The 19,854-nt window shown below is 45.1% G+C and carries 14 protein-coding genes, 2 tRNA genes, 1 other RNA gene and 1 pseudogene; 3 read left to right on the forward strand and 15 right to left on the reverse strand.

The genetic code is table 11. The annotated features are described in order from the left end of the window. Positions 1-25 precede the first annotated feature (25 nt). Genes ACTNEW_RS05050 through ACTNEW_RS05060 form a run of 3 tightly spaced genes read left to right on the forward strand, consistent with a single transcriptional unit; the run spans position 26 to position 3,724 of the window. The gene (locus ACTNEW_RS05050) at positions 26-958 is read left to right on the forward strand and encodes a hypothetical protein (protein ID WP_441058623.1); all 933 of its coding nucleotides are present in this window, start codon (positions 26-28) and stop codon (positions 956-958) included. Further along, on the forward strand, positions 939-1,766 hold the full coding sequence (locus ACTNEW_RS05055) for a sensor histidine kinase (protein ID WP_441058625.1): 828 nt from the start codon (positions 939-941) through the stop codon (positions 1,764-1,766). Before ACTNEW_RS05050 ends, ACTNEW_RS05055 begins: the two co-directional genes overlap by 20 nt. A 26-nt stretch (positions 1,767-1,792) precedes the next feature. Then, entirely contained in the window at positions 1,793-3,724 is a 1,932-nt protein-coding gene (locus ACTNEW_RS05060; RefSeq protein ID WP_441058627.1) for a sensor histidine kinase, read from the forward strand. A 152-nt stretch (positions 3,725-3,876) separates the two neighbouring features. On the opposite strand, the gene rnpB is transcribed toward ACTNEW_RS05060, so the two are convergent. The 15 genes and pseudogenes from rnpB to ACTNEW_RS05135 all read right to left on the reverse strand — a co-directional run bounded on the left by rnpB (position 3,877) and on the right by ACTNEW_RS05135 (position 19,731). Beyond that, positions 3,877-4,227: RNase P RNA component class A (rnpB, locus tag ACTNEW_RS05065), an RNA gene on the reverse strand. Between the two features lie 175 nt (positions 4,228-4,402). Then, positions 4,403-6,070: a nucleoside kinase gene (locus ACTNEW_RS05070; protein WP_441058629.1), complete on the reverse strand. Its 1,668-nt coding sequence runs from the start codon at positions 6,068-6,070 to the stop codon at positions 4,403-4,405. A 50-nt stretch (positions 6,071-6,120) separates the two neighbouring features. Beyond that, positions 6,121-6,909 (reverse strand): Nif3-like dinuclear metal center hexameric protein, encoded by a 789-nt coding sequence (locus ACTNEW_RS05075; RefSeq protein WP_441058715.1) that lies wholly within the window; start codon positions 6,907-6,909, stop codon positions 6,121-6,123. After that, positions 6,896-7,603, reverse strand: coding sequence for a tRNA (adenine(22)-N(1))-methyltransferase (locus ACTNEW_RS05080; protein ID WP_441058631.1), 708 nt, complete (start codon positions 7,601-7,603; stop codon positions 6,896-6,898). Before ACTNEW_RS05080 ends, ACTNEW_RS05075 begins: the two co-directional genes overlap by 14 nt. A 12-nt stretch (positions 7,604-7,615) precedes the next feature. After that, entirely contained in the window at positions 7,616-8,740 is a 1,125-nt protein-coding gene (gene rpoD / locus ACTNEW_RS05085; protein ID WP_441058633.1) for an RNA polymerase sigma factor RpoD, read from the reverse strand. 35 nt (positions 8,741-8,775) lie between these two features. Continuing rightward, on the reverse strand, positions 8,776-10,572 hold the full coding sequence (gene dnaG, locus ACTNEW_RS05090) for a DNA primase (RefSeq protein WP_441058635.1): 1,797 nt from the start codon (positions 10,570-10,572) through the stop codon (positions 8,776-8,778). Positions 10,573-10,590: 18 nt separating this feature from the next. Continuing rightward, positions 10,591-11,598, reverse strand: coding sequence for a deoxyguanosinetriphosphate triphosphohydrolase (locus ACTNEW_RS05095; RefSeq protein WP_441058637.1), 1,008 nt, complete (start codon positions 11,596-11,598; stop codon positions 10,591-10,593). A gap of 340 nt (positions 11,599-11,938) precedes the next feature. Then, a tRNA-Leu gene (locus ACTNEW_RS05100) sits at positions 11,939-12,023 on the reverse strand. Between the two features lie 237 nt (positions 12,024-12,260). Continuing rightward, entirely contained in the window at positions 12,261-13,613 is a 1,353-nt protein-coding gene (locus tag ACTNEW_RS05105) for an MATE family efflux transporter (RefSeq protein WP_441058639.1), read from the reverse strand. Positions 13,614-13,719: 106 nt separating this feature from the next. Further along, a tRNA-Leu gene (locus tag ACTNEW_RS05110) sits at positions 13,720-13,804 on the reverse strand. 290 nt (positions 13,805-14,094) lie between these two features. Then, positions 14,095-15,375 carry a peptidoglycan-binding protein gene (locus ACTNEW_RS05115; RefSeq protein ID WP_441058641.1) on the reverse strand — a complete coding sequence of 427 codons (1,281 nt, stop codon included), beginning with the start codon at positions 15,373-15,375 and terminating at the stop codon, positions 14,095-14,097. A 54-nt stretch (positions 15,376-15,429) separates the two neighbouring features. Further along, a complete protein-coding gene (locus ACTNEW_RS05120) occupies positions 15,430-15,975 on the reverse strand; it encodes a flavodoxin family protein (RefSeq protein WP_441058643.1) in 546 nt (181 codons plus the stop codon). A gap of 24 nt (positions 15,976-15,999) precedes the next feature. Then, entirely contained in the window at positions 16,000-16,362 is a 363-nt protein-coding gene (locus tag ACTNEW_RS05125) for a 4Fe-4S dicluster domain-containing protein (RefSeq protein ID WP_441058717.1), read from the reverse strand. Next, positions 16,336-16,982, reverse strand: a pseudogene (locus tag ACTNEW_RS05130) (aldo/keto reductase); the annotation flags it as partial. The pseudogene ACTNEW_RS05130 and the gene ACTNEW_RS05125, both read right to left, overlap by 27 nt. Beyond that, positions 16,966-19,731 carry a family 78 glycoside hydrolase catalytic domain gene (locus tag ACTNEW_RS05135; protein WP_441058645.1) on the reverse strand — a complete coding sequence of 922 codons (2,766 nt, stop codon included), beginning with the start codon at positions 19,729-19,731 and terminating at the stop codon, positions 16,966-16,968. The pseudogene ACTNEW_RS05130 and the gene ACTNEW_RS05135, both read right to left, overlap by 17 nt. Positions 19,732-19,854 lie beyond the last annotated feature (123 nt).

Here is a 19,854-nt window from a genome sequence, read left to right on the forward strand (position 1 = left end):
TTCACTGTGCCAGGAAGGAGATTTCATGAATTCTTACGTATATATACTGATTCTTCCCTATATTTGCTGGTCTGCATCCTATTTTTTCTGCAGTGTCCTCAAACCCAGAAGATTTCTGAATCATCCCATACTCACAGTTTTTCTGCTATTGATGGTCAGTGTCCCGGCTGTCATGCTTTTAAAAACACAGAATGTGACTATTGGAACAATTTCCATACAGCTTTTATTTCTTGGGATTGTATTTATTTTTTACTGCGGCACAGTTTCCCGAAAACTGGCCTGTTATTTTATTTACGCAATTTCACTTACCCTGGTAGAGATTCTTGCCTGCAATATTCTGGTCTTGATCCGGCCCCTGTGGGCGGAAGTTCCTATTGCATTCAATGAAATATATTTTGTTACCGACACTGCGGATATCCTGTGTGTCTCTCTTGCGGACATCTGCATCGGAGTTCTCTGTTTTCAAAAAGAATCGGCTCTGCTGAAACGATGTTTTTCTTATCTTCATCTGAAAACCTTCCTTCAGCTTCTGTATCCCGTATATCTTCCGATCATTGCCCAGCAGGTGATTATCAGTCTGACAGAGTATTCGTTATTTCCTGCTCTGGCTGCAGCCTACTGGATTCTCTGCCTGATTTCATATCCTGTTTTCCGAAAGGGTATCCATGTCATTCAGACGCAGGAAGAAGCCGCCATTTTCAGACAGCATCAGCTCCAGTTAATGAAAGAACAATTATCCTTATCCAGAGAAATGGAAAAAGAATATCAGGCTCTGCGCAAATGGAACCATGATGTGGAAAATCACCTTCTGTCCCTCTCCTATCTGATGGACATGGAGAAATATGAACAGGCAGCTTCTTACTGCTGTTCCATAAATACAGAAAACACGTCAGGCAATACCCATTTCGAAAGATACGATAATCCTCATGGAGGTCATTATGAATCGCAAATATCATAAATACATGTTTTTCATATGTGTATTTCTTGCCCAGTTATGCTATTTTCTGGACATTTTTCCGAAGTTTTCAGAAAATGTGATCCAGCCGCTTTTCCTTCTTGGACTGAGTACTCTGCTGATCATCATCCAGTTATACAGGATCATCATGCAGGTGCTGAACGATTCCCGTACTGACGCAGAACTTGCTTCTGTCCAAAAACAGGTGGAATTACAGGAGAATCAGTCCATCATCCTGTCTGAACATCGCAGTGAAACAAAGGCAATCCAAAAGAACATGACAGAAAGACTGAATATGTTTCAATCTCTGCTGGACAGCGGTGATTATGACGGAGCAAAAGCCTGTCTGAATGTAACACTCAGCCAGTTCCAGGAAAAGCGTTTCCGTCCCTGCTGTCAGGATAATCTTCTGAATGCCATTCTGGAAGGGAAACGTAAAATCGCTTCCAGGCATCACATTCAGGTAGAATATGAGATCCTGCTCCCGGAGGAATATGGGATTTCCGTCACAGATCTAAGCAGTGTCATTTTTAATCTGCTGGATAACGGCATCGAAGCATGCTTAAACTCCCGGTGTCCGGAGCCTTATATTTCCTTTTCCATCTGTAAAAATAAAGAATTTCTGACTCTCCACATGTGCAACACCAAAAATCCTCAGGATGTCTTTACCTGGGAAACTACAAAAAACGACCCGCAGAATCATGGTCTGGGGCTTTCCATTATTGAGGAAATCTGCGGTCAGTATGACGGCACCTTCCAATGTCAGGATCTTGGCGACACCTTTGATTCCGTCGCTCTGATGCGCTGTTGACTATTAAAAAAAGGAGTAAACGAACTATGGATTCTTACGTATATTTTCTTATCCTTCCCTACATTTGCTGGTCTGCTGCCTATTGTTTCTGCAGCATCCTCACGCCGAAAAAGTTTCTGAAATATCCCATGGGCACTATACTCCTCCTGTACTTTATATTTGTTCCCATCACCATGGTTCTGAAAACCCGCAGCGTCCTTCTGGGCACCATCTCCATACAGATTTTGTTCATCAGCGTTATTTTCTTTTTTTTCCAGGAAAAATTCCTGAAAAAACTTGCCTGCTATTTTATCTTTGCTATCACAGTCACAGTTGTGGAGCTTGTTTCCGCGAATTTATTGGTCCTGATCCGGCATCTCTGGTCCGCTTCCTCACTGAATTCCACACTGATGTACCGTCTTTCTGACCTGCCGGATGTGATCTGCATATCCATACTTGATACTGTGATCGGCATTTTCTGGGTACAAAAAGAGGTTGCCTTATTAAAACGCTGTTTTTCCTATTTAAACACCAGAACTGTTCTTCAGCTTCTTTTTCCTGTATTATTCCCGATTTTCGGACAGGCCATGCTGCTGCACCAGACGGAATCCGTTTTTTTCCCGTTTCTTGTGGTGCTGTACTGGAGCTTCTGTGTGTTCTCCTATCCTTTATTCTACAGAGGCCTGCAGAATATCCAGGCTCAGGAACGAATTGCAAATAAAAAAAGGCAGCAGCTTCAGCTGATGAAAGATCAGCTCTCCTTCTCCCGGGAACTGGAAAAAGGATACCAGGCTCTGCGCAAATGGAACCACGATGTGGAAAATCATCTTCTGTCCCTCTCCTATCTGATGGATATGAAAAAATACAAAGAAGTGGAATCCTATTGCTGCTCCATGGCACTTTCGCCTGCAGTCAATACGAGCACAGGCAACTCTGGCTCTGACACGCATTCAGATTCCTTAACTCATACTGATTCTTTTATACAGGAGGAAACTGATGCAGCTTCAGAACCTAAGCTTCGCACAGATATAGATACAGATGCAGAGACTGAAATCACTGTACAAAACAAATGCAAAGCAATCCTGAAGAAATACCTGGCAAAAAGAGAACAAAAGCGTACCGTTCCCCGAAAACGTCCTCTCCTTCAGCTCAGTTACAACAAATACCTGTTTTTTATATCCATGGCATGCATGCAGTTCGTCTGGTTTCTGGATGTTTTTTCGTTTTTTTTCCAAAAAGCCTTCCAGTCCCTGATCCTTCTTGGTTTCTTTTCCATGGTAATTCTGATTCAGATGTATATCCTTATCATGAAGGTTCTGGATTCAGTTCATACGGACATGGAAATTGCGGCAGTAAAAAAACAGGCAGAACTTCGTGAAGAACACTCTGCCATGCTGTCTGAACGCAGGAAAGAATCCCTGAATATTCAACAAAATATGCAGAACCGGATTGAAATGTTTCAGTCCCTCCTGGCCAGTGGAAACTATGACGAAGCTGATGCATACCTTAAAGAAACCATCAGCAAATTCCAGCAGGAACGCTACCACCCCTGCTGTCAGGACAATCTCCTCAATGCCATTCTTGATGGAAAGAAAAGACTTGCAGCAAAAGAACATATCCGGACAGATTATAAAATCCTTCTCCCGGAAAACTGTCCGATTCCTGCCGCAGATCTGAGCAGCATCATCTTCAATCTGCTGGATAACGGAATAGAAGCATGCCTTCATTCTGCCAGCCCGGATCCCTTTATCAGGCTTTCTTTATACAAGAATAAGGAATTTCTCACATTCCATATGGAAAATTCCAAAAACCCGGACACTCCGTTTTCTCATAATACCACAAAAGACGATACGCAAAACCACGGTCTCGGACTTTCCATCATCGAAGAAATCTGCGGGAAGTACGATGGTACTTACCAGTGGCAGGATCTGGGTGATACCTTTGATTCTGTCGTACTTCTGAGAATAAACGAGTCTTAAAGCCAAAAGAATTCGCTGAAAACAAAGTTTCCAATACGATAAAAAAACGGCTGCCCTATCCATTCACTTCGAATGAATAAGGCAGCCGCAATACGTTGTTTCTGTCTTATCTGATGATTTCTCATCATACATATCCGGTTATTTACTTTTACTGCACAAGCCAACCGATAAGCCGGGTTATGTCATTGGGTGATCATCTATCTAGGCCTTCCGTCACCGGGAGGCTCAAGCGACCCACCTGAAAGCACGACGGGCAGCCGTATCGCTTTCTTCTCGGTCTTGCTTCGAATGGAGTTTACATGTGCCCTTTCTGTTACCAGAAAGGCGGTAGTCTCTTACACTGCCTTTCCACCCTTACCTTCTAAAAGAAGGCGGTTTATTTCTGTTGCACTGGTCTGGGAGTCACCTCCACCGGACGTTATCCGGCATCCTGCCCTGCGAAGCCCGGACTTTCCTCGTCTGTACCCTTTCGTCTGTACAGCCGCGATCACCTGGCCGACTTGCGCAAATGTTATTTTATTATGATTCACACAAATTGTCAACATATTTCGCCTGTGCATCTATAATCTGTATACACCTGTTCATCTACAATCTGCATCATCCTGTTGATTACTGAGAACAGAGTAAACAGTAACGCCTGTTGTAAATATTTCTTACTGCTTATATCCTTTCTCTTCTTTATACATCAAAACAGCTTCCGCCCACAAATTCCCGCAAAATAGAATTATGAGGAATGTCCTCGCTTGGTACAGGTACAAAATAATCCAGGAACTTCAGAAGTCTCTTGGCCTCCAGATATTCCGGTGCATTCCTGTCAATCCCGAACAGAAGCGGCTCTGCATATACTTTCAGGCAGGCAAGCTCATACACCAGAGCAGAATTAAACATGGCATCCGCATCCTCCTGGAACGGAAAAATATTCTCTTCCTCACCCCTGCGCACAGATGGCCATCTCGCAATGGTATCTTTCGCAGCAGTCCCTCTTGTTCTCGCATCACGGACAATTCTCCGGATCAGTCGCCCATCCGTAGTGGGAATTCGGTTGTGCTCATCAATATTCAGCTGGGTCAGTGCACTGATATAAATTTTGTATTTGCTTTCTTTTGGAAGAGCATAGCTCAGCCGGTCATTCAGTCCATGAATTCCCTCAATGACCAGAATATCATCCGGACCAAGCTGAAGATAATCGCCTTTATATTCACGGTGACCTGTCTTAAAATTGTACACCGGAAGTTCCACACGCTCACCCCGCATCAGTCCAAGCATATCTTTATTAAACTGCTCCACGTCAATGGCTTCCAGACATTCATAATTTTTCTCTCCGAACTCATCCAACGGAGTTTTTTCTCTGTCCACAAAATAATTATCCACTGCGATGGGATGCGGTTTCATGCCATGAGCAGTCAGCTGAATGGAAAGTCTGTGTGAAAAAGTTGTTTTTCCGGAAGATGACGGTCCTGCGATCATGACAAATTTTTTATTTCCTGCTTCTGCAATATGCTCTGCAATTCTAGAGATTTTCGCTTCCTGCAAAGCCTCCTGCACAAGAAGAATATTTCGGATTCCCTCCCTGGTGATACGGTCATTCAGATCACCCACACAGGAAATATCCATTTTTTCGATCCATTCCTGAGATTCTTTCTGCACCTGAAAGATTTTTTCTTCCGGACAGAATGGCGGAATCACATCCGGAGCACTGTATTCGGGAAGCTCCAGTACAAATCCCTCATCATATAACTTCAGATCAAAGTATCGGATATAACCGGTATGATTTGCCATATATCCATAAAAATAATCTTCATAGTCTCCAAGACTATACAGATTTACGCTGGATCCCATACGATAACGGAATAACTTTTCCTTACCATACATTTTGTTCTCATGAAACAGGCGTATCGCATCATCTGTACTGACAGAACGTTTGAGGATGGGCATCTGTGCATCCACGATCTCATGCATCCGTGCCTTCACCTGATCCACAAATTTCTGATCCGGCTTCCTGCTGCCGGCTATCGTAAAATAGAATCCGGAACCCACAGAATAATGGATGGCAACTTTATCCACAGTATCTTTGCCCGTCACGTCACCGATTGCTTTGAGAAGAACCAGACAGGCGGTTCTCCGGTAAGTCTTATTTCCAATAGGATCTCCGGTAGTCAGAAACGTCAGGTTTTCGTCTTTTTTCAGCAATTTATGCAGTTCACGAAGCTTCCCGTCAGCCATAACCAGAATGATCGGATCATCTTTTCTCTTCTGAAAATCTTCCGCAATTTCTGCGTAACTGATTCCCTTCGGGTATTCTCTGGTTTCACCATCCACAATTACTTTACACATTTTTTCTTCCATGCAGTTCCCTCCTTCTTATAGATTCTCCTGCGGAAATCTATGCTGTTATTTTATTCTATGATCAGCGTATACGGCTGCTGCACTTTCGCACAGGAAATCTGAAGCTCCGGAAATTTTTCCTGAAATCTCTGTTTCATGGCTTCCATAAAAATATATTCGGTACCATAATGCCCGGCATCAATCAGACACACTCCCTGATCTAACGCATCCAGAGCTGTATGATGATCAATATCACCGGTCACATACACCTGTGCACCGGATGCAAGAACATCCTTCATCAGACTCTTGCCGCTTCCGGTACAGATGGCCGCACGCTCTACTTCTGCTGTAAGATTTCCATATACTTTTACATCCGGAAGAGAAAAGGCTCTTTTTACCAATCCGGCACATTCTTCCAGGGTCATTCTGTGAGAAAGTTTCCCCACACGTCCGATTCCTTCCTTCTTTCCATCCCGTTCCCCGGTCACAGAAAGAACCGACCGTTCCTGAAGCTCCAGAAGATCTGCACTCAGATCTGCCATTCCCAGAATATCATAATTGGTATGCATGGCATAATACTGAATTCCGTTCTGAATCAGTGACAGCACTTTTCTTCCGATAAAATCATGATTGTTGATCCGCTTCATTCCTCCAAAAATCATGGGATGATGCGTCACGATCATATCCGCTCCCGCATGGATTGCCTGCTCCAGAGTTCCTTCTGTCAGATCCAGTGCAAGGAACACGTGGTGCACTTCTTTTTTATCATCACCCACGAGAAATCCCACATTATCCCAGTCTTCCGCAAAAACAGCCGGATACTGGCTTTCCAGCCAGGAGATTACTTCATTCACTTTCATATCGCTCAAGAGCAGCCAAAACCAGCTGCTTTTCCTCCTGTATCTCTTTCATTCGTCTGGCAGCAGTCTCAGAGGGTGCCTGCAAAAGTCTGTCCAGAATCTCCTCCCGCAGCCGAAGCTCTCTTTCCAGATATTGTTTCAGAACCGGATGCCTCTGTTCAAGCAGGAGTTTTCCGAACCACTCTTCTGCTGCAGTATACGGCGGCAGTTCTTTCTCCAAAGACTTCACAGCCTTCATCATAGGGTAAAATTTCCCCTCTTCCAGTATGATGTCCTCTTTGACGATCTCCCATCCGTTTTCTCTGATAAAATGCCGAAAATGTCCGATATCTGACTGCGGCTGGAGAATCAGTTCCTGAAAGCTTTCCCTGACTTCCGCTCCTTCTGTGAGGATTTTTTCCATCAGAGGTCCTCCCATTCCGGCAATCACCAGAGTCTCACATTCCCCTGGTTTCAGTGCTTCCAGTCCATCGGAAAGGCGGGTTTCTATGTAGTTCCCGAGGCCATACTCCAACAGATGTTCCCGTGCTCTGGACAGAGGACCTTTGCGCACATCCATGGCAATGGCTCCGGGAATCTTATGATTCAAAACCAGATATACCGGCAGATATCCATGATCACACCCCACATCTGCCAGCCGGTTTCCTTCCGTCACCATAGCAGCAATCGCAGACAATCTTAAGGATAATTGCATCGTACATGCTCCTTAATCCAGATAATCTCTCAGTTTTCTGCTGCGGCTCGGATGACGCAGTTTGCGCAGAGCCTTGGCTTCAATCTGACGGATACGTTCTCTTGTTACATTAAACTCCTTGCCTACTTCCTCCAGAGTACGGGCACGTCCGTCATCCAGGCCGAAACGCAGGCGGAGCACTTTCTGTTCACGCTCGGTAAGTGTACTGAGAACTTCATTCAGCTGTTCTTTGAGAAGACTGAACGCTGCGGCATCTGCCGGAACCGGAACATTATCATCCTGAATAAAATCACCCAGATGGCTGTCTTCTTCCTCTCCGATCGGAGTTTCCAGAGAAACCGGCTCCTGCGCGATTTTCAGGATTTCACGAACACGCGCTTCCGACATATCCATCTCTCTTGCAATTTCCTCCGGAGAAGGTTCACGGCCAAGCTCCTGAAGAAGCTGACGGGAAACACGGATCAGCTTATTGATGGTTTCTACCATATGCACAGGAATACGGATCGTTCTGGCCTGATCTGCAATCGCTCTGGTAATCGCCTGACGGATCCACCAGGTAGCATAAGTACTGAATTTATATCCCTTGCGGTAATCAAATTTTTCCACAGCTTTGATAAGACCCAGATTGCCTTCCTGAATCAGATCAAGAAACAGCATCCCTCTGCCCACATAGCGTTTTGCGATGCTGACAACAAGACGGAGATTGGCCTCTGCAAGACGTTTTTTGGCACTTTCATCGCCCTGTTCCATTCTCTGCGCAAGCTTGATCTCTTCATCTGCGGAAAGAAGCGGAACCTTACCGATTTCTTTCAGATACATACGGACAGGATCTTCAATGCTGACGCCTTCCGGAACAGAAAGGTCGATCTTTTCCATATCAATTTCTTCTTCTTCGTCCAGCTTGTCCAGATCAATATCTTCATCCAGGATCAGATCATCCACATTCTCCGTGGTACGAAGGACATCCACTCCGCTGGCTTCCAGAAAATCCAGTACTTTTCCCATCTGATCCACGTTCAGCGGCTGATCTTTAAAAAAGTCACTGACTTCATCAGATTCCAATACATTTTTTTTCTTTCTTGCAAGCTCCAGAAGTTCTACCAGTTTTTCACTGAATTTGCCCATATTCATTTCCATAGGTGCTTTGTACCTCCATATTCTATAGTTTAGCCTTATTCAAAAGAAATATGCAGCTGCTGTCTTTTTCGCCCGAGCTCTTCCAGCTCTTTTTTGGCTTTTACCAGTTCCTGCAGACCATTCATATCTGTCGGGTCCCAGGTACGGTTGCGCTCGGCCAGGCTTTCCTCCTTGATCCGCAGAAGCGTATCTGCAAAAGCCCGGTTCTGTTCCTGTTCAGACTCCAGATGGATCGTCGCATTGAACAGGGATGCCACTTCTCTCTGCTCCTCACTGTCCGAAAAAGCATTGAGCAGTCTTGCCGGATTCACCTCGCCGTTCGCCTTCTGTTCATAAAGCATTTCTGCCACCTGGCGGTAAAGGGGGACCACAAAGTCGGAAGGAGACAGATATTTTTCCACAGTGTCGAAAATTCCCGGATACGTTACCAGCCAGGTAAGCATCAGTTTCTGGGCTTTTTCTCCTGCAGATTCCTTTTTTTTCTTCATCTCTCCTGAACTTTTTGGCTGTATACGCTGCTCGGCAGGTGTACCTTTGATTGCCAGCGTATTCACCCTTTTGCGAAGATCCTCGCTGCTGATTCCATACCGGCCTCTGTATTTTTTTACAATGGCTTCGATATAGAGATTCCGTTCCAGTTCGTCGTTCAGTTCCAGCAGCATCTGCGCGCATCGTTCAAAGAAACGGTTCTGTCCCTGCGGTTCTTCCATCGGGAATTCTCCTTCTGCGATGCTGACACGGAACATAAAACTGTCCATTGCCTGTCCCAGGCGTTCCTCAAACGCCTCTGCACCAAGATTCTTGATGAATTCATCCGGATCTTTGTACGGTTTCAGACTGACAACCCTGGAATTGACTCCGGCTTCCCGCAGAATCGGGATTGCCCGGAGCGCTGCCCGGATCCCTGCCTCATCACTGTCGTAAAGAAGCAGAACTTCCTGCGTGTACCTTTTCAGAAGGCTGGCATGACCTGAGGTCAGTGCTGTTCCAAGGGACGCCACCGCATTGGTAAATCCCGCCTGATGCATGGAAATCACATCCATGTATCCTTCACACAGGATCAGATAATTTTTTCTTGTGGTCCTTGCAATATTCAGCCCGTAAAGGTTCCGGCTTTTATCAAAAATTTTCGTCTCCGGAGAATTCAGGTACTTGGGCTTGGCATCGCCCATGACACGTCCTCCGAATCCGATGACACGATTATTGACATCCATGATTGGAAAAATCACACGATTCCAGAATTTATCATACATTCCATGGCGTTCATCCACATTAAAAAGACCAGATTCCCGCAAAAGATCATCGCTGTAATTTTTTCCTTTTAAATATTTGTACAAATCATCACTGTACTTGTCCGAATATCCCAGACCGAATTTCCGGATGGTCTCATTACTGAGACCGCGGTCAGTCAGATACTGGTAGGCTCTTGCACCGTTTTCTCTTCGAAGCTGATAATAAAAATACTGTGCCGCCTGCTTGTTGATCTCCAGCAGGGCCGCTCTGCGCTCTGCCTTCTCTCTGGCTTCTCTGGAATATTCGATTTTCGGCAGTTCCACTCCGGCTCTGTCCGCCAGATGCTTCACCGCTTCTCCGAAGGAAAGATTCTCGTATTCCATAATGAATGTATAAACATTGCCCCCGGCACCGCATCCAAAGCAATAATACATCTGCTTGGATGGTGTCACAGAAAAAGAAGGCGTTTTTTCATTATGGAAAGGACAAAGTCCGAAATAAGAGCTTCCTTTCCTAGTCAGCTTGACATATTGGGATATTACATCTACAATATCATTTTTCATACGGACATCTTCAATGATATCGTCCGAATACCGCATATATATCCTCCTTATCGTTCAATAAACTTCCCATGAATGGGGTATGTATATTTCCCGGAATTTTTCCATGGAATACTGATCTGTCATACCGGAAAGATAATCGCAGACAACCTGGGATTTTTTCTCTCCACGGTGTATCAAATCCCGGTATTCTCTGGACATGGCATCCGGGTGCTCTATATAATATTCATATAATCTCTTCAGCATATCAACAGCCTTTTTTTCTTCCCTTTTCGCCATCGGACTTTCATAAACGTTCCGGAACATCAGGGAGCGAAGATCCATCATCGCTTCCTGAATCTCACCGGACATGGCGATCCGGTCTTTCTCAAAGCTGTTTTCGATAATATCGTGAACAAATGTATTCAGTCTTTCTCTGGTAGTATACCCCAGAAGCATGCGCAGGGTAACGGGAATATCGTCTTCTGAAAGAATCCCCGCACGCTGAGCATCATCCATATCATGATGAATATAGGCGATTTTGTCAGAAAGACGGACAATCTGGCCTTCCAGAGTCGCCGGATGGGCACTGGTTCCATGATTCAGAATCCCATCTCGTGTTTCCCACGTCAGATTCAGCCCCTCCCCGTTCTTCTCCAGAACCTCTACTACCCGGACACTCTGACGGAAATGGGCAAATCCGTCCGGATTGACCTGATCCAGCGCGCGCTCACCTGCATGACCGAAGGGAGTATGTCCCAGATCATGTCCCAGCGCGATCGCCTCTACCAGATCCTCATTCAGCCGGAGAGCCTTTGCAATCGTTCGCGCAATCTGGGATACTTCCAGGGTATGGGTAAGACGGTTTCTGTAATGATCTCCCTGCGGTGCCAGAAATACCTGGGTCTTATCTTTCAGCCGCCGGAATGCCTTGCTGTGCAGAATACGATCCCGGTCTCTCTGGTAAACGGTACGGACATCACATTCCTCTTCCGGACGCTCTCTGCCTCTGGAATGTCCGCTGTGCGCAGCATACGGGCTCAACAGTTCCAGTTCTCTCTGTTCCATGCTTTCCCTGATGTTCATAAGCATTCCCTCCATGTTCCCACAGACTGACAAAATACCTCTTATTAATTATATTCTACAACAAACCACAAATTCCTTTTTTATTTTTATTTTTTTTAATATTGTGGACAAAATGGCGGAACTGTCCACTCTATTCGCAATAACTCACAAATCTTTTTCACCGTAACGAAAAAGAGTACTAAGCTAAACCAATAAATATTTACTGACTTAGTTCAATACTCTTCTCTTCCTGCATACAAGAAAACTCCCTGCCTGTATTAGTCGATGTACTAATTTCAACTCACCATGGATTTCCATGAAAATCAGCACCTCAAATTTCTTCGTTTTTGGGTACAAAAAATGCGGAAGATGGGACTTGAACCCACACGAGCGCAATGCTCACAAGATCCTTAGTCTTGCTCGTCTGCCAGTTCCGACACTTCCGCATATCGCATTTCATGGAATACCTCATTCCTCGCGACTCAATTAATATACCAGATACTCCAATTAAAGTCAACAGTTTTTTTTAAATTTTTTCAAAAAAATACTCAATTCACGAAAATACACGTTTTTTCGTAAATTACTTCACCTATAACAAACAAGATTTTGTATAGATATTATGATGATGGGGTCAAAAGGTATTTTGACCCTTGTATCATATTATAAAACCGATATACGGACTCTCACGAATCCTCTGGAATAGAGGAAAAAAAATTCAGGACTACCGGCACTGTGATAAGTCCTGCCAGAAAATAGGCAAGCGGCTGCGCCATCTGAAGTCCGGTAAGCCCGAAAAAACGCGGAAGAAAAATCAGCAGCGGAATCAGGATCACTCCGCTCTGCATAGCTGCAATAAACAATGCTCTTCCCTTCATTCCCGTACTCTGAAACAACATGCTTCCTACTGCAGAGACCGGCAGCACAATGAGAAATCCACACAGCCATCGCAGTGCTCCTGTTCCGATTTCCAGAATCTCCGGTTCTTCCCGAAACAGATAGATGATATTCTCTGCATTCCCGCAGCAGATTCCACACAAAATACACAGGATGCCCATTCCCATGGCAACTGTAAAATATGTTGCTTTTTTTACCCTTCTGTATTTGCCGGCGCCATAATTAAAAGCACAGACAGGCTGAAATCCCTGGGCAATACCGAGAGCAAAACTGAACAGAAGATTTCCGCACCTTCCCACAATACTCATGGCTGCGATCGCTGCGTCTCCGTAAACACCGGCCTGTACATTCAAAAGCGTGGTACAGATACTGTTCAGCCCCTGTCTGGTCAGACTGGGAAGACCGGTAAGAATAATGTTTCTGACGTCAGAAAAATCTCTGGTAACATATATGATATGAATTTTTGTAACAGTTTTTCCTCTCAAAAAGGGAAACAGCAGAATTACGGCACTGACATACTGCGAAAGAGCTGTTGCAAGTCCCGCTCCCGCAATATCCATATGAAAATAAAAAATCAGGATTGGATCCAGAATCATATTCAGAATCCCGCCGGTGGTCAGCCCGATCATCGCAAAAGCAGCCCTGCCTTCATATCGCAGGATATTATTCAGCACACAGCTCACTGTCATGGCCGGTCCGGCAAGCAGAATAAAACTCCCATATATTTTTGCATCATTCAGAATTGTATCCGTACTTCCCAGCAGCCGTATCAGCGGTTCCAGAAAAATAAGCCCTCCGATTCCGATGACAGCCCCGACTGCAAGCGACAAAAACACACTGGTAGAAGCATAGATTTTTGCATGCTCTACCTTTCTCGCACCCAGAAGCCGGCTGATATTACTCCCCGCACCATGCCCGAACATAAAACCAAATGCCTGCAGAATCGCCATCAGTGCAAAAACGATTCCCGTAGCTCCGCTTGCAGCTACACTGATCCTGCTCACAAAGAAGGTATCTGCCGTATTGTAGATATTGGTAATTAACATGCTTACCGTAGTCGGCAGCCCCAATATCAGAACCAGTTTCCACACAGGCGTCTGTGTCATTTTTTTATATTGTCTGTCTTCTTCCTCTTGATTCATAAACAACTTTCCTCTGCCGTTCCTGCATCCTTATATCAATGGAAAATGCCAGGCACTTGCCATTAATGCAAAAGACCTGTATCCTTCCAGATGCAGGTCTTCATCATGCGGAAGATGGGACTTGAACCCACACGAGCGCAATGCTCACAAGATCCTTAGTCTTGCTCGTCTGCCAGTTCCGACACTTCCGCATATCGCATTTCATGGGAATCACTTTTCCCTCGCGACGAATGAAAGTATAACAAATCTAAGGAGCAATGTCAATAGGTTTTTTTATATTCTTTTCCTGTTCTATTTTATCCTATCAATACCTTTCCCCCTGAAAGGCAAATCTATAAACAGGAGTGCATTTGCTGCTGTTCAAAGGAATATCTCCCCGGATGTTTTCATGCATTTATATAAAAAAGCCATAACAGTCCATGCACTCCTCTCTGTATCCTACACTGGTATAAGCCACGATAAATACCTTATGTTTCGCGAGTTATACCAGTTCCGCAATCCTGCTGACTGCTACATAAATCTCCTGAATTTTAAACCAGGTGGAATAATCCGTGATTCCTGTCTGGGGCAGGCCGAAAATACTCTGGAATTTCTGAACGGCTGCTTTTGTGGCCGGGCCGTAAACACCATCTACGGTAATCGTAGGAAGTGCCGGATATGCCTCCGCAATTTTATTCAGCTGTTCCTGCATCTGGCGCACTTTGCTTCCGGATGCCCCGACGCTCAGGTCATATCCCGGCCAGGATGACGGGATCCCGGATATCTCTTCCGCTACATTGATATACATATTATTCCCGTAAAAATACCTCAAAATCTCAATAGCTGAATATCCCTGGTCTCCAAGCTCTTTGCTTCCCCACTGTGTCATCCAGCCCCTGCTTCTGCATTCCACCTGACGGCCATCACAATACTGAGTCAGAATTGGCTGTTTTACATTCGGTCTGGAAAGGTAATTTTCAAAAAGCTCATCCACGATTCTGGAAACACTGTCAAAAATATTCCTGCCGCGCATCCATTTATGATCATAAGCAGTAGAGGATGTGATGGTAAAATCATATCCTTTATTGCGGTACCATTCCGTATAAACGCGGTTCAGCGTAAAAGACATGATCGCCAGTACATTGGCACGTATGGTATCATCCGGCCAGGTCGCATAGATTTCACTGCTGGCCACATTTTTGATGTAATCCCGGTAACGCACGTAATAATTCTGAGCAGAATTATCCCCTACCGGTCCGTCATGAACTACCACAAATTCCGGAATCACTACCCTGCTCAGGACAATTTCCCCTGTCTCATTGATCGGTTTGATTTCCGCCTCTTCAATTTTGGGAGGATAGACGCCGAAAAGCGTATGCGGAGGAATCACAATTCTGCCGAAAGTACCGGTTATATCCGGTTCCAGCGGTGTCATCTGAATAGACTGTTCCGCCAGCACAGAAGACAGTACCTGTGTTCCTGCCACTTCTTCCTCTTCATAGCCTTCGGCAAGCACCTGCATGGTATATTCCGCATATGGCTGTGCTTCCTGATTCACATCAAGACTGTATTCCAGCGGGGGCGTTTTCACATCCAGCACCGGAGTCTGACCAGAGGAATCCGTCCGGAGTTCCTCTACCACGCTGCCCGGATCTCCTGTGAAAGAAATCCGCACCAGCGCATTTTCCACCGGATGGTTTCCGTCTGCAGACAATACCGTCACCTGCAGTTTCCCCTCATCAATGTTTTCCTGCTGTGCACGTATATTTCCATAGGAAGCCATAAAAATCTCCTGAAAATGCTTTCGTATATGTATATGATGACATATGCAAAATAATCACATAGATTTTCCAAGCAGCCAGGCACCATTCAAATGTCTCTCTGGCACCTGTTTCTTCCCGTCCTTCATATGGCATCCGCCTGCATAATAAGTCCCCGTATTATTCCATCCAAGAGCTTTTACAATAAACCGGTAATAACTGTCCGGGCGATCAAAGGTTGTCTCTGTATCATCCTCTGAAGTCATCAGAAGCACTGTATCTTTTTGAGGATAGATATTTTCCTTGGATAATGCATACATACGATCAAAAAATGCTTTAATCTGAGAAGACAACGTCCAGAAATATAAAGGAGAAGCCATCACAATGGTATCGCATTCTTCCAGATACGGATAAATCTGCTGCATCACATCCTTTACTGCACAACGATTTCCGTTTTTCTGACACGCACCGCATCCCATACATCCATGAAGATCGGTTCCTCCAAGGAAAAACTTCTGTACTTCATGACCATTTTCTCTGGCACCCTGAATAAATGCATCTGCCAACTGGTCAGTATTACCACCTTTGAGTCCGCTCCCTACAGCAACCAGTATTTTTTTCATACATTCACCTTTTCTTTCCCAATCTTATCCCATCATTTCCGTCAGTTCTTTCATATACTTCGGAATGTCAAAGCTCTGCGGACAGTGCTTCGTACAAGTTCCGCATCCAACACATGCGGAAGGCAGTTTCTCACCCACCACACTCGCAAGATTTCCCAGTCTCCACGCTCCACCAAGTTTTGCATCATTATAGCTGGACAAAAGATAAGGAATATCCAGTTCCATAGGGCAGTTTGGCACACAGTAACGACATTTCGTACATGGCACTGCCGTGTTGGTGCGCACAATTCCACAGGCTTTTTCAATCAATTTCTGTTCTTCTTCCGTTACATCCTCAGTTTCAGAAATTACCCGGATATTATCATTCATCTGTTCCAGATTTGACATTCCGCTCAGGATCACCTGTACCCGCGGAAGACTCTTTACCCAGCGCATTGCCCAGGAAGCAATGGATTGTTCCGGTTCTGCCTCTTTCAGAATTCCATTTGCCTGTTCTCCCAGATCTGCCAGCAGCCCTCCATGCACCGGTTCCATAACCATAATCGGGATTCCTGCCTCATCCAGCATTTCATAAAGAGTCTTTGCATTTTCATACAGCCAGTCATAATAATTCAGCTGAATCTGTACAAAATCCCACGGATATACCGGCAAAATCCGCTTCAGTGCCTCCGGAGTTCCATGGAAAGCCGTTCCAGCTGCTCTGCAAACTGTGCCCGGTAATCCGGATTTGCCTGGTAGTTGAATTTATCCGCCACATAATAGCTGTCTCTTGGATATTCTGCCAGAGCTTTGCCCACAAATCGTTCCGATTCTCCTCCATGATAGATATAAGCGGTATCATAATAATTCACACCAGCTTCCATAGCCCTGTCAATGATCGCTTTTGCCTTCTCATAATCAATCGGCTCTCCCGGCTCACCAGATTTTACCGGAAGTCTCATATTTCCCATTCCAAGTCTGGAAAGACGAATACCATCTTTAAAACTCTTATCACTGATTTCTGACATTTTCTGTTCCTCCCTTTCGTAACTCTATTTCATAAGTATAATCTCCGCTTCCCACCGTCTCAATCTGATTTTCATCCAATACGATTTCGGCAGTTGTATTCGGCGGAATCTGCACATGCAGATATTTTCTGTCACTATCCTTCTCCCATACGACAGAAGCCGTTCCATACGGCGTTTCTTCTACCACCCTTGCCCAGGAAAGTACGCAATCCCAGGCAGGTGCCACACGGATTTTTTTATATCCCGGTGCAGCTGCCTGCAGGCCTCCCATTTCACGGTACATCCATTCACCGACACATCCAAATGCATAATGATTATAGCTGTAAGTGCTTACCGTATCATCTTCTGCGATTGCTCCCCAGCTTTCCCATATAGTTGTAGCGCCCTTTTCCACCTCGTACAGCCAGCTTGGACATTTTGTCTGGAACATCAGCTGATATGCCACATCCCGCTTTCCATTTTCGCAAAGGACATCCATCAGAAACAGAATACTGAGAAATCCGGTATCCAGACATCCGTTGTTTTTTTCAATCAAATCACAGAGATGAGCCACCATTTTTGGACGAATCGCCTCCGGTACGAGACCGTTTTTCAGTGCGATCACATAGATTCCCTGGAAATCCGCATCCAGCGTTCCATCTTCATGTACATATTCCGCAATAAATGCCTCACGTATTTTCTGATACAAATCCTGATAATATGCAGCATCTTCCTTATATCCGAGAGTATCCGCAACCTTTTTCATCATTGCAGCACTGAACGCATAGTAAGCGGGGGCCACGATTCCCATGGTTGCATAAGCAGTTTCCATCATGGCACTCCCGTCCGGATTTCCCAGGACTACACTGGGAATCAGCCAGTCTCCATAATGAAAATCTGTATTCCACAAATACCGGCTGCGCGCTTTATGTTCCTCATCCCAGTTCTCATATTCTTCCGGATGATGATGTTCTGCCCGGTTCCGGATATAATCCATCCAGTGATTCATAGCCTCGTAATTTTCTTCCAGTATCCGTTTGTCCCCGTATGCCTGGTAAACACTCCAGGGAACCACGATCACCGCATCTCCCCAGCCGCAGCAGGTATCACTTTTCTGGGACTCATTGATAAAAATCTCATACGCTTTCAGATACGGAACAATAACCGGAACAGCCCCGTTATCCCGCTGCTCCACTCTGACATTCGCCATCCAGCTGGTCAGAAAGGCATCTGCATTTCTTAAAAAACACATGGTCGGTGCATAGGCCATAATATCTCCGGTCCATCCGGCTTTTTCTCTCTGCGGGCAATCCGTTGGAATGGAAATCGTATTGGCAACCTGACTCCACCAGATGTTCTGCTGCAGACGATTGATCCTCTCATCAGAAGTGGAAAAATGTCCGATATCTTCCATCAGACTGGATACTGCATGAATGCAAAACTGATCTGCCGACGCTTCTCCCGGCCATCCGGTGATACGCACATAGCGGAATCCCTGATAGGAAAACTGAGTCCGATAAGTCTGCAGACCTTCCTTTGTCGTATAAACCACCATCTGTTCTTTATTGGTTCCAAGAATATTATTGAAATAATTTCCCTCTTTGTCAAGAATTTCTGAATGTTCCAGCTTAATTTCAATGCCTGGCTCTGCATTCAGCGTAAACTCCAGCTGACCTGCCACTACCTGACCTGCATCCAGAATCATCTCCCCTTTTGGAGAACGGAAAATCTTCAGCGGAGAAAAGGTATAGATTGTATGAACCGGCGGAGCATACTGCCCAACCAGATTATCCATAGGATATTCCACTTTCTTTACCGGTTTCCACTGACTGTCATCATATTCCGCACAGCTCCAGTTCCCCAGTTCTTTACAGGCATCATACCGTTCCCCCACAAAAAGATCCGCATACACCAGAGGCCCTGTGGAAGATTTTCCCATCTCCCCTGTAATCACATCTTCTGTCCCGTCTTCATACTGAATCACTGCATCCAGAAGAAGCTCTTTTTTATCTCCATACTGGCAGGAATCTCCGCTGACTCCCACACGGCCTGACCACCAGCCATCTGCCAGGATGACACCAATGGTATTCTTTCCCTGACAGACAAACTCTGTAACATCATAAGTCTGATATTGCAGGATTTTATGATACGCTGTATTTTCCGGTGCAAATTCACGCATATCCGGACGTTTTCCATTTACTTCCAGTTTGTAAATTCCATGAGCAGATGCATAAATTCTTGCCTTCTTTACCGGCTTTTCTGCGGCAAAAGGAATCCTTACATACTGAACAGGCTGAAATTCTGCAAAATACCGTTCTTTACCGGCAAACTGATTGACGCCAACAGAATTGCAGTCCATCTGTTTGTCCTTCCAGCTGTTAGCCGTAGGGGTTTGTTCCGGTTCCACCCAGGCACTTACAAATGGTTTTCCCATACGTCCTGTTTCAAAACAGGTTTCTGTTTCCGCCTGATTCCCATAATTATCCCATACTGTCACACGGACCTGATAAGATGTCATCGGCTTTGTTTTCCAGTTTGCAATCGTATTTTCAATACTTTCTCCGGATTCTATTTTTCCGGAATCTGCATTCAGACCGCACTCCGTAAACACTTTCAGCTGATATCCCGTCTGAAACACATTTTTCTGGCTACTGACCAGTTTCCATCCGAATCTCGGCTCTGCACAGTCGATTCCAAGCGGACTTTTCTGGTGTTCCACCACCAGATCCCGCACTTCCAGCAGTCGTTCTTCTTTCTCCATCCGTACCATAAAAACTCCTTTCTCCTGATAAATAATGATGACTGTCATACTCTGACCGCGGCAGATTGACTCAGCAATGTCTTTCCACCGATATGACTCTTTCCAAATAATGAACAGGTTTCATTTTCTGAC

The sequence above is a fragment of the Blautia sp. HCP3S3_G3 genome (assembly GCF_052063365.1).
In the GTDB taxonomy this organism is placed as follows: domain Bacteria; phylum Bacillota; class Clostridia; order Lachnospirales; family Lachnospiraceae; genus Blautia_A.